Source organism: Chondrinema litorale, assembly GCF_026250525.1.
In the GTDB taxonomy this organism is placed as follows: domain Bacteria; phylum Bacteroidota; class Bacteroidia; order Cytophagales; family Flammeovirgaceae; genus Chondrinema; species Chondrinema litorale.
Genome location: NZ_CP111043.1, coordinates 2,890,161 through 2,902,500 on the forward strand (window position 1 = coordinate 2,890,161; position 12,340 = coordinate 2,902,500).

The 12,340-nt window shown below is 33.6% G+C and carries 7 protein-coding genes; all 7 read left to right on the forward strand.

What is annotated here, in order from left to right:
- Nucleotides 1–9: 9 nt before the first annotated feature.
- Entirely contained in the window at nt 10–3,102 is a 3,093-nt protein-coding gene (locus OQ292_RS11985) for an efflux RND transporter permease subunit (RefSeq protein ID WP_284682372.1), read from the forward strand.
- A 279-nt stretch (nt 3,103–3,381) separates the two neighbouring features.
- A complete protein-coding gene (gene porU, locus OQ292_RS11990; protein WP_284682373.1) occupies nt 3,382–6,819 on the forward strand; it encodes a type IX secretion system sortase PorU in 3,438 nt (1,145 codons plus the stop codon).
- Nucleotides 6,820–6,996: 177 nt separating this feature from the next.
- A complete protein-coding gene (gene porV / locus OQ292_RS11995; RefSeq protein ID WP_284682374.1) occupies nt 6,997–8,208 on the forward strand; it encodes a type IX secretion system outer membrane channel protein PorV in 1,212 nt (403 codons plus the stop codon).
- 18 nt (nt 8,209–8,226) lie between these two features.
- A complete protein-coding gene (locus OQ292_RS12000) occupies nt 8,227–9,507 on the forward strand; it encodes a M16 family metallopeptidase (RefSeq protein ID WP_284682375.1) in 1,281 nt (426 codons plus the stop codon).
- Nucleotides 9,508–9,618: 111 nt separating this feature from the next.
- A complete protein-coding gene (locus tag OQ292_RS12005) occupies nt 9,619–10,368 on the forward strand; it encodes a shikimate dehydrogenase family protein (RefSeq protein ID WP_284682376.1) in 750 nt (249 codons plus the stop codon).
- A gap of 83 nt (nt 10,369–10,451) precedes the next feature.
- The gene (locus tag OQ292_RS12010; protein WP_284682377.1) at nt 10,452–10,796 is read left to right on the forward strand and encodes an STAS domain-containing protein; all 345 of its coding nucleotides are present in this window, start codon (nt 10,452–10,454) and stop codon (nt 10,794–10,796) included.
- 7 nt (nt 10,797–10,803) lie between these two features.
- Complete coding sequence (locus OQ292_RS12015) at nt 10,804–12,054, forward strand: adenylosuccinate synthase (protein ID WP_284682378.1); 1,251 nt, start codon at nt 10,804–10,806, stop codon at nt 12,052–12,054.
- Nucleotides 12,055–12,340: the final 286 nt, after the last annotated feature.

Here is a 12,340-nt window from a genome sequence, read left to right on the forward strand (position 1 = left end):
ATTTAATATATGAGCTTATCATCAGTCAGCATATCCAGACCAGTTTTTACCATTGTACTTTCGATAGTAATTATCATTTTTGGTGTAATTGGTTTTAACCTTTTGGGTATTAGAGAGTACCCAAGTGTAGATCCGCCAATTATTACAGTATCGGCTTCTTATACTGGTGCGAATGCCGATATTATTGAATCTCAAATTACCGAACCGCTAGAAGAAGCAATTAATGGGATTGCTGGTATTAGAACAATTACGTCTGTAAGTAAAGACGGAGCAAGTACAATTACTGTAGAGTTTGAGCTTGATGTTGATCTCGAAACTGCGGCAAATGATGTAAGAGATAAAGTTTCGGGAGCTGTAAGACACCTTCCTGCAGATATGGATGCACCATCTGTAAGAAAAGCAGATGCAGATGCAAGTCCTATTATGTTTATTACCATTCAGTCTGATGAAAGAAGTTTGTTAGAAATATCAGATATTGGAGTAAATATTTTTAAAGAAAGATTACAGACTGTACCGGGTATTAGTTCTATCTCGGTTTATGGAGAAAGAGAATACTCCATGCGTTTGTGGTTAGATCCAGCTAGGCTTTCTGCTTATGGTATTACTCCATTAGATATAAAAAATGTACTAGATAAAGAAAATGTGGAATTGCCTTCTGGTTTTGTAGAAGGAACTAATACAGAACTAAGTATTAGAACACTTGGTCGTCTTAATACACCAGAAGAATATAATAATCTTGTAATTAAAGAAGAGGCAAGTAGAGTAATTAGGTTTAGAGATATTGGCCGTGCAGAGTTGGGTGCGCTAAACGAAAAAACATTATTAAGATATAATGGTGAGCCAATGGTAGTGAATGCCATTGTTCCACAACCGGGTTCAAATCATATTGAAATTGCAGATGGTATTTATGCAAGACTTGAGCAAATCTCTAAAGATTTACCAGCAGATGTTCACTGGGATATTAGCTTTGATGCTACTAGATATATTAGAGAATCTATTCTAGAAGTACAGCAAACAATTGGTTTGGCATTTATACTGGTTGTATTAATTATTTTCCTCTTCTTAAGAGATTGGAGAACCACAATTATTCCTGTATTAGTTATTCCTATTTCATTAACAGGTACTTTCTTTATACTTTATATTTTAGGTTATTCTATCAATGTATTAACCTTATTAGGAGTGGTACTTGCCATTGGTTTGGTGGTTGATGATGCCATTGTAGTTTTGGAAAACATATATTCCAAAATTGAAAAAGGAATGCAGCCACTCGAAGCAGGTTTTAAAGGTTCTGAGGAAATCTTTTTTGCTGTAATCTCTACTACTGTCGCGCTTGTTGCGGTATTTATGCCTATTTTATTTTTGGAAGGTATTACTGGTAGACTATTTAAAGAGTTTGGTATTACGATCGCATCCGCTGTAATTATTTCTTCATTTGTAGCATTAACCTTAACACCAATGCTTTCTTCAAGAATATTGAAGAAAAGAAAAAGACAAACTTGGATGTATAGAGTTACAGAGCCGTTTTTTGAGAAATTAACGGAAGTTTATAAAAACTCTCTGGAATCTTTTATGAAAGTAAGATGGCTGTCTTTTGTATTTATCATACTATCGTTTGTTGGTATTTACTTTTTGCAACAAAACATCAAACAAGAGCTTGCTCCATTAGAAGATCGATCAGGCGGTCGTATGTCTGCCTCAGGGCCAGAAGGAGCATCTTTTGAGTATATGGATCAATATGTACAGAGTTTAATTAAAATTGTTCAGGAAGAAACACCAGAATTGGTAGGCTTAGTTACTGTAACTTCTCCCGGACACGGTTCTTCATCATCTGTAAATACTGCATCTGCAAGATTAGTACTTGCTCCTCCATCAGAGCGAACAGCATCACAATCAGAAATTATAGATAGATTAAATAGTAAGCTGAAGTATTTAACAGATGCCAGAGGTTCATTCACCCAAGAACAAACAATTGGTAATAGAAGGGCGAGGTATCCTGTCCAGTTTGTTATCCAGGCAAATACTCTTGAAAAACTAAAAGGTGTATTAGAAACTTTTGAGTTAGAGGCTTCAAATAATCCGGCATTTAACTTTGTAGATGTAAACCTAAAATTTACAAAACCAGAATTGATAATTAATATCAATCGAGAAAAGGCTAACGACTTAGGTGTGTCTATAGCAGATGTTGCTCAAACACTTCAATTAGGTATAAGTGGTCAGCGTTTCGGTTATTTCATGAAAAATGGTAAACAGTATGAAATTATAGGTCAGGTTAATAGAGAAGACAGAAACGATCCTGTAGATATAAAATCACTTTTCGTGAAAAACGATGAAGGAAATCTAATTCAGCTAGATAACCTGATAGAAACAAACGAGCAAAGTACTCCACCTCAATTGTACAGATACAATAGGTATGTAGCAGCTACAGTGTCAGCTACATTAAGTCCGGGATATTCAATTGGCGACGGTATTGATGCCATGGAAGGTATCGCAGATAAAGTATTAGATGATTCTTTTTCTACTTCGCTAGATGGTACATCAAAAGACTTTAAAGAAAGTTCATCTAGTATCATATTCGCTTTTTTACTTGCATTGATACTGGTTTACTTAGTACTAGCTGCACAGTTTGAAAGCTTTAGAGATCCGCTTATCATCATGTTTACAGTTCCATTAGCATTAGCTGGGGCATTGTTTTCACTTTGGTATTATGGAGAAACGATAAATGTATTTAGCCAGATTGGTATTATTATGCTAATTGGTCTTGTAACTAAGAATGCTATTCTGATTGTAGAATTTGCTAATCAGAAAAAAGCTGGTGGTTTAAATAGAGTGGCAGCAGTAGTAGAGGCTTCTTCTTTGAGATTTAGAGCTATTTTAATGACAGCTCTCTCTACTGTACTTGGTATCTTACCAATTGCTTTAGCATTAGGAGCCGGTTCAGAAAGTCGTGTTTCTATGGGTATTGCAGTAGTAGGTGGAATGATGTTTTCTACACTTCTTACGCTTTATGTAATTCCGGCAGTTTACTCTTACATCTCAGGTAAAACTAAGAGAATTGTTGATATTGACGAGATCAATAAAAAATTAAAAGAATTGAGTGTTTAATGAGATTTTAAAATGAATCATGTCGATAACTTTATAATGGTTATCGAAGAAAAGATATACTAAACCGAATTAATTGCTTTGTTAAACCCGAAAACCCTAATATTGATATACACATTTTATATGTGGTAAAAATTTTAAGGATTATTTGGTTTAATTGTTAAAGCATACAGAGCTTCTTCTTTTTAAGGGGAAGCTCTGTTATTTTTAGGCAAAATATATTTTCATGGAACTTTAGTTAATTGAATTTTTTTCCTTTCTGGGAGTACTATAATTTTACTTATGAAGTCTGGATTTACCATTCTGTTTTTCATCTTTATTACAGCTATTAATGCCTTTTCTCAAGTAGAGAATTCAGAACTTGCTACCGGAAGTATTTATAAAATTGCTGTAACAGAAGATGGTGTTTATAAAATTGATGCTACTGTACTTGAGCAATTGGGAATTAATGCAAGTTCAACAGAGCCAGAAAATATAAGACTACTTGGGTATGGAACTGGTATGTTACCACAGGCAAATAGTGCAATAAGATATGAAGATTTGCCTGAAAATCCGGTAAAAGTAGTAGGAGGTGGAGATGGTGGTTTTAGCTCTTCAGATTATATCCTATTTTTTGGGCGAGGCGCTTATAAAATTTATTACGATAGTGTGAGTGAGCTCTTTCAACACGAAATGAATTTGTATGCTGATACAAACTACTACTTTTTAAAAATTGATTCAGAACCTTCCTTAAAAATTCAGACTGTAGAAGAAAACTCAGCAGCTTCTGCAACAATTACTCATTATGATGAAATAATCCATCATGAACTTGATGAAACCAACTTGCTCAATATTTCTTCGAATATGGGTGGTTCAGGCTCAGGTTCTGGGCGCAGATGGTTTGGTGAAAGATTTGATTTTCTTTTAAATTATGATTTTAGTTATGAGGTAGAAGGGATAAAAGAAAACTCGGAAATTAATTTGACTGCTGCTTTATTATCAACTTCACCTAATGGAGGAGAATTCGAAATTTCTTATAATGGAAACAGAATTGGCAATGTATCTCTTGATGCGATTACTACAAATACCTATGGCGTAAAAGGACGACTTTCTGAAAAGACTTACAATTTCACAGCGAATAATATATCGAGCTTAGATGTGTCTTTTGAGTTTGATAAAAGTACAAGCTCAAGTAAAGATGCAGGTTATATTGATTATTTTACAATTCAATATTTGAGAAAGAATGCCATTTATAATTCTCAAACGATCTTGCGATCTTCAGAAAGCCTACAATACAATTACTCTAAGTTTTCATTCTCAGGTATAACTAGCGATTTTGAAGTTTGGAATGTCACTAACCCAGAAAATGTTTTTCAGGTTAGTCTTAAGAAAGAGAGTAATTCTACGAGCTTTGTTGCCAATACAGAAACTATTCAAGAATTTGTCGCCTTTGATGGGGCTGAGTTTAAAAGTCCTGTGGCAATAGGGCAAGTTACAAATCAAAACCTCCATAATCTTGGTGCTGCAAATCTAATTATTGTAACAGTTGAGGATTTTAGACAGCAAGCAAATCGATTAGCAGATTTCAGAAAGTCTAATGATAATCTTAGTTCTCATCTAGTTACAACTGACGAGATTTATAATGAGTTTTCTTCTGGCAGGCAAGATATTACTGCAATTAGAGATTTTATCAAGTTTATTTACGATAAAAGCTCAGGGTCAGATTCTTTAAAATATGTGTTATTATTTGGTGATGGCAGTTACGATTATAAAAACCGAACTGATGAAACCAAAGATGGCAATCTTATTCCAGTTTATGAATCGTATGAGTCTTTATACATGATAAACTCTTATTCATCTGACGACTTTTTTGGTTTTATGGATGAAGATGAAGGAGAGTGGTTAGAAAGTAGTGCCGAATCTTCAGATTTAGAATTGGGTATAGGTAGACTTCCAGTTAATACTTTAACTGAAGCTCAAAATTTAGTTGATAAGTTAATCAGGTATAGCAGTTCAAAAGAAACACTAGGTAATTGGCGAGATAAAGTGGTGTTGGTTGCAGATGATGGTGATGCGAACACCCATCAGAATCAGGCAGATAGTTTAGGTGTGCTAATCAATAAGAATTACGAAGTATTTAACGTCAATAGAGTTTTTGTTGATGCATACCCACAAATTGTCTCTTCAACTACTGGTAAAACATTATCACCAGTAGTGAGGGCAGAAATTAATAAGAAAATTGATAGTGGGGTTTTAATCATGAATTATAGTGGGCATGGTGCAGAATCTGGCTGGGCAGACGAGCAAATTCTAACAGATGGGCAAATTGTAAATTGGGAAAATACGTATAAAATGCCACTTTTTGTGACCGCAACGTGTGAGTTTGGTAGATACGATAACCCTAACTTAACTTCAGGAGCTGAGTATGCCATTTTAAATGCGAACGGTGGAGCTATTGCACTTGTAACTACCACTAGACCTGTTTATTCTCACAGCAATTTCGAGTTAAATAATGCATTTTACAATGCCGTATTTGAGCCAATAAATGGAGAAATGCCCCGCTTGGGAGATATCCAAAGAAAAACAAAAAATGAAAGTTTATCTGGTGTAAGTAATAGAAACTTTTCTTTGTTAGGTGATCCATCTATGATGTTGGCCTATCCAGAAGATGAAGTGACTATTACTTCAATAAAAAATAAAAACCAAGAAGAAACTGATACACTAAAAGCCTTAGATTATATTCAAATTGAGGGCGAGGTAAGAAGAGATAATTCACTGGCAAGTAATTTTGAAGGAGTGGCGGATATTACAGTTTATGATAAACCTTCCACAATTACCACCTACGGAGACGAAGGCTCCAATACAGTAATGGAGTTTGAAGATCAGCGAACAATTATTTACAAGGGAACTGCAACAGTAACTAATGGCAAGTTTAAGTCTGCATTTGTAGTGCCTAAAGATATTTCCTATGCTTTCGATTTTGGTAAGATAAGTATCTATGCACAAGATACTACAAACTTTAGAGATGCATCTGGTGATGTGAGTGATTTAATTATTGGAGGTACTGCTTCATACGATTCGGATAATGAATCACCAGAGCTTACAGTTTATTTGGAAGATGAAAGTTTTGAAAATGGTAGCATTGTGCCTGCAAATACAACTTTATATGCTGATGTTTTTGATGAAAATGGTATAAATATAACCGGTAATGGCATTGGCCACGATATCACAGCAGTATTAGATGGTGAAACAGAATATGAGTTAAATGATTATTTTTATAGTGAGATTGATGATTATCAGAATGGATATCTCTCTTTTCCACTAGACGAACTCGAGGTTGGTCAGCATAATTTAACTATGAAAGTTTGGGATAACTATAATAATTCTACAGAAAAAACTATAGAGTTTAAGGTAGTTGATACTGATGAAGGATTTGTTTTTAATTTGGTGAGTTCACCAAACCCTTTTAGTACTGCTACAACTCTTTCTTTCTTTAACGCTTTATCTGGAGAAGAGCTGAAAATTGATGTAACCGTTTATGATGCTACTGGAAAATTGGTAAATTCTTTCAATAATAGTATAACTAATAGTCCATCAAATGTTAATATTGCAGAATGGAACGGTTCTAGCTTTGACAGAAAAAAAGTAAAGGGTGGATTATATATTTTTAAAGTTTACCTTTACTATCCAAAAAGTGGACAAACTTATAATGGCATAATAAAGGTTTTTTATCAAGGTTAATTTTTCTTCTAATATTGCCGATGAAGCAACTTTACTAAGTTACAGTTTTTATATTACGTTTTTGTTTACATTTTTTATTCTGGTTAAATGGGAATTGTATTTCATTTAATTCAAGCTAACTTTGTATATTAAATCTGTGGCTTTGGTTTTAAAGTTATTCACTATACAAAATTCATTATGATCTTTAAGAAATTAAGTATTTCGATACTGGCATTCTTTACTGGTATTGTTACGCTTTATTCGCAGACTAATCCTTCAACGCCAATTGGAGGGCAGACAGATGAAAGTAATCCGATCGTAACGGCGGTTCCCTTTCTTACTATTGCTCCAGACGCCCGAAGTGCTGGTATGGGTGATGCAGGAGTGGCTATCTCTCCAGATGTAAATGCTGCTTACTGGAACCCGTCTAAACTTGCTTTTATTGATAACAATATGGGAGTTTCTGCATCTGTTACTCCTTGGTTACAGAAAATTGTAGGTGATATGGCTTTATATTACCTATCTGGTTATAAGAAAATCAATAATAACAGTGCAGTGAGTGTATCTATGAGATATTTTGATCTTGGAGATATGCAGTTTACTGATATCAATAGAAATGTAATCGCAGATTTTAATCCAAGAGAGTTTTCTTTTGATGCAAGTTATGCAATGAAGTTATCTAAGAGATTTAGTATGGGTGTAACCACTAGGTTTATTCATTCTAATCTTTCTGGTGATTATTCAAATGGGTCATCTAATACAGATACAAAACCTGCAAATTCACTTGCAGCAGATATCTCTGCTTATTATGTAAACGATGAGATTATTATAGGAGGTTATAGTTCTAAGCTTTCTTTTGGTGGTAACCTAAGCAATATGGGACCTAAAATCACTTATTCTAACGAAGATAATAAAGATTTTATCCCAACAAACTTAAGAATAGGTACAGCAATTACTACTGAATTCGATACATATAATAAACTTACCTTTGCTTTTGATATCAACAAGTTAATGGTACCAACACCACCAATTACTGATGATGACGGGAATGTAATAGCAGGAAAAGATTACAGTGATAAAGGATGGGTAGAAGCTATGTTTTTGTCTGTAGCCGATGCTCCTGATGGTTTAAGCGAAGAGTTGAGTGAATTAATGTTTGCTACTGGTTTAGAGTATTGGTATAACGATTTGGTAGCAGTAAGAGGTGGTTATTTCCACGAAGCCAGAGATAAAGGAAACCGTCAGTATTTTACTTTAGGTGTTGGTTTGAGATATCAGGTATTCGGTATTGACTTTTCTTATTTAGTGTCTAAAACACAAAATCACCCACTTTCAGATACATTAAGATTTTCATTATTATTTAATATTAATGGAAAATCAGATTCTGCTAAATTAGATTCAATTAACTAAGAAACATTTTTGATAAATATGTTAGACAGGTCTTCTCCACCTGATTTTGTTCCCGTAAAAGATATAAGTTTAACACAGGCTGACTCTCGTGTGCTAGATAATGGTATACGACTACACGCAATTAGTGCTGGTAGCCAGCCTGTAATTAACTTGCAAATTATTTTTAATGCAGGAAAATGGTATGAGAAAGTTCCTGGAAGTAGTATTCTACTTTCGAAATTGATGCTAGAGGGGACAAAAAAGTTTAGTGCAGAAGAAATAAATAATTATTTTGAAAGCCATGGAATATTTTGGGAGATAGGTGGAGGAACAGATCACCTAACTATAGATATTTATCTGCTTTCAAAATATTTACATAAAATCTCAGAGATAATTACAGATATTCTCTCTAATGCATTATTGCCTGAGTCAGAGTTTGCTACTGTAAAAAAACGTCTGACTCATCAATTAAAGATAAATCAAGAAAAAACATCTTATAGAGCAGCTTCACTGTTCCGTACAAATATTTTTGGCGAATCACATCCTTATGGATATGCTTTAACTCCAGAAATATTAAATGGAGTTAATTATCAAGATGTGATAAGCTTTTATGAAAGCCAGGTTAAGAATAGAAATTTTGAAATGCTAGCATCAGGAGACTTATCTGAAGAAGTTCTTGAGCAGTTGATTTCAGATTTTGCTGGTCTTACTCTAACCGATCCTTTAATTACAGATAAAACTGTAAAAGATCATCCGGGAATGAGTTTAGATTCTTACGCTAATCTTTATGAGGAGCGCGACAATAATGTGCAAACATCTATAAGGATAGGTAGACAAATAAATAAAAGAAAAGATCTAGATACGATAAAGCTCGAAATATTAAACCGAGTACTTGGTGGATATTTTGGTTCTAGGTTAATGAAAAACCTGAGAGAAGAAAAAGGATATACTTATGGAGTACATTCTAATATGGTTTTTCTGAAACATGGAGGGTATTTCTTTATAAACACAGATGTAATTAAAGAAAAAAAGGATGATGCCCTATCGGAAATTTACAAAGAAATAAGAACACTATATACAGAGGCGATTAGTGAAGATGAGCTTGCACTGGTAAAAAATCACATGGTGGGAAGTTTTATTAAATCCATCAATTCACCATTCTCGCTGGCAGAGCATTTTAAGACAATGTATTTCCATAAACTTGATACAAATTATTTTAATCATTATGTATCTGAGATTAATAAAGTGAGTTCGGAAGAGCTTTTAGAAACTGCAAAAAAATATCTTCAAATTGAGCTGCTAGAAATTACTGTTGGTTAACGCTCATTTTATTATTTTTACCTTTCTTAAAAGAATTTAAAAAGCTGTAAATTTATTTTACAGCTTTTCTTTGTTTATTGAAATTTTTACTGAATTAACCAATACAATAAAATGAAACTTTTTGGCCTTATTGGCTATCCATTGAGTCATTCTTTTTCGAAGAAATACTTTACTGAAAAATTTCAGAAGGAAGGAATCAATGATGCTGCTTATGAACTGTTTGAATTAAAGCAAATAGAGGAATTACCAGAGTTATTAGAATCGCATTCAAATTTACATGGATTAAATGTAACTATACCATATAAAGAAAAAGTAAAAAAATATCTTGATGATATAGATGCTGCTGCAGAAGAGATTGGTGCTGTCAATGTGATTAAAATAAATAATGGTAAATTAAAAGGGTATAATTCCGATTATTTTGGTTTTAAAAACTCTCTTATCTCTTTTTTAGATAATAAAGTTGAAAATAAAAAAGCTTTAATCTTAGGGACTGGTGGTGCAGCCAAAGCAGTTAAAGTGGCATGTAAAAACTTAGCCATTGAATTTTTATCAGTTTCCAGAAAAGAAATAGATGATTCTGCATACATTACTTATCAGGATATAGATAAGAGTTTATTAGAAGAGTATACATTAATAGTAAATACAACTCCTTTAGGTATGTCGCCTAAAATCGATACATATCCAGACTTACCATATAGCAAATTAACCAGCCAGCATTATTTGTATGACTTGGTTTATAATCCAGATGTAACCGCATTTATGCAAAAAGGTCAGGAAAATGGAGCGAAAGTTATTAATGGATTAGATATGTTGATCATGCAGGCAGAAGAAGCGTGGAGAATATGGAATAATCATCAATGAAATTCTTATTTTTGCTAGGTAAATAAAAGGAGGGTTCTCCTGCTTTTTAATTTTGCTATACAAATTAATTAAACTAAGTCGCAGTGAAATTTAGCTATTATCTATATGATGATGTAATTGTGGTTTCTGTAAAAGGAGATATTATTGGTTCTTCAATTGAAGATGATATTCTCATACTCATCAAGACCTATATATCATTTAATATAGTAAAGTGTATTATCGATGTGTCTGAAGTAAGACATATGAATAGCTCAGGACTTAGCTACATTATTCGCTGTTATAATTTTTTAAAAGCAGCAGGTGGCGATTTAGTTATTCTAAAACCACCACATCATATACAAAAGTTACTGGCAATAACTAAACTAATGAAAATTTGTAGTATTACTTATTCAAAACAAGAAGGAGTAGGTATTTTAAATAATAAATGATAAACGAATGGATGTTTTATTAGGGTTGCAATGGGGAGACGAAGGTAAAGGTAAGATCGTAGATTTCTTGTCAGATAAATATGACCTTATTGCAAGGTTTCAGGGTGGTCCAAATGCTGGCCATACTATTAAATTTGATGGTAAAAAGTTTGTGCTTCATCAATTGCCATCTGGCATTTTTAGAGAGAATGTAGACAACCTTATAGGTAATGGGGTGGTATTAGATCCTGTTATCTTAAAAGAAGAAATAGAAAATGCGAATGCAGCATTTGGTGATATTACCAATCGCCTATTCATTTCAGAAAAAGCTCATATAATATTGCCTACTCACAAGTTGTTGGATGAAGCACTTGAAAAGCAAAAAGGTGATAAAAAAATTGGTTCTACACTAAAAGGTATTGGTCCAGTTTATCAAGATAAGATTGGTAGACATGGTATTCGAATCGGAGATTTGAAAATGCCTAACTTTAAAGAAAGGTATAATACCGTATTGGCTTCTCATAAAGCAATGTTGAGCTATTTAAATTTTGATATTCCTGCAGATGTTGACTCTGAGTTTTTAGAAGCTATAGAATATATCAAAAAACTTAAGCTGGTTAGAAGTGAATATATGATTAATGAATATATTGCTTCTGGAAAGAAAATTCTAGCAGAAGGAGCTCAAGGTACTTTGCTAGATATTGATTTTGGCTCTTATCCATTTGTTACAAGTTCAAATACCTCAACTGCTGGAGCTTGTACTGGTTTAGGAGTTTCGCCAACTAAAGTGGATGATGTAATTGGAATATTTAAGGCGTATTGCACAAGAGTTGGTTCTGGGCCTTTCCCAACCGAGCTCTTTGATAACGTAGGTGAAACGCTAAGAGAAGTGGGAGGCGAGTATGGAGCAACTACAGGTAGAGAAAGAAGATGTGGTTGGTTAGACTTACCAGCATTAAAATATTCTGTGATGATTAATGGAATCACAAAGCTTTATATGATGAAGGTTGATGTGTTAGAAGGTTTCAATGAAATCAAGATATGCACAAATTACAAGTTGGAAACTGGCGAGGTTACAGATCAAATGCCTTTTGATATAAATGATCTAGATATAACTCCAGAGTACGAAACATTTGCAGCTTGGGATAAGATAGATCCAAATGTAGAAGACTTACCAGATAGCCTTAAAAAATACATTGCATTCATAGAAAAGTATGTAGGAGTAGGTGTAGAATTGATTTCTTACGGCCCTGAAAGAACGGAAACAAAAATATTTTAAAAAAAAGCGGATTGGGGTTTGCAAGTATAGAAGTATTTTCTACATTTGCACACCCGAAACGCGGGGCGATGGAATAAAGGAAGTTTATTGGGAGTCAGAGAGATTAGAAGTGAGGCGAGAAAAGAGGGATTTTGGAGGGTGTGATGGTGTTAACTTTAGGAAGAAAAAAAAGTTTAAATTTTTTTTCAAAAAGTTTTGGAGGTTTAAAAAGTTTTTCTGACATTTGCACTCCCATTCAGAAAATAAGTGACAAAAGTAAGTCAGCAAGAGTAGCAGAAGGCTACTA

What these genes read in the sequence shown, in the direction of transcription:
- OQ292_RS11985 (WP_284682372.1), top strand. Translation starts at nt 10, where the DNA reads ATGAGCTTATCATCAGTCAGCATATCCAGACCAGTTTTTACCATTGTA.
- porU (WP_284682373.1), top strand. Translation starts at nt 3,382, where the DNA reads ATGAAGTCTGGATTTACCATTCTGTTTTTCATCTTTATTACAGCTATT.
- porV (WP_284682374.1), top strand. Translation starts at nt 6,997, where the DNA reads ATGATCTTTAAGAAATTAAGTATTTCGATACTGGCATTCTTTACTGGT.
- OQ292_RS12000 (WP_284682375.1), top strand. Translation starts at nt 8,227, where the DNA reads ATGTTAGACAGGTCTTCTCCACCTGATTTTGTTCCCGTAAAAGATATA.
- OQ292_RS12005 (WP_284682376.1), top strand. Translation starts at nt 9,619, where the DNA reads ATGAAACTTTTTGGCCTTATTGGCTATCCATTGAGTCATTCTTTTTCG.
- OQ292_RS12015 (WP_284682378.1), top strand. Translation starts at nt 10,804, where the DNA reads ATGGATGTTTTATTAGGGTTGCAATGGGGAGACGAAGGTAAAGGTAAG.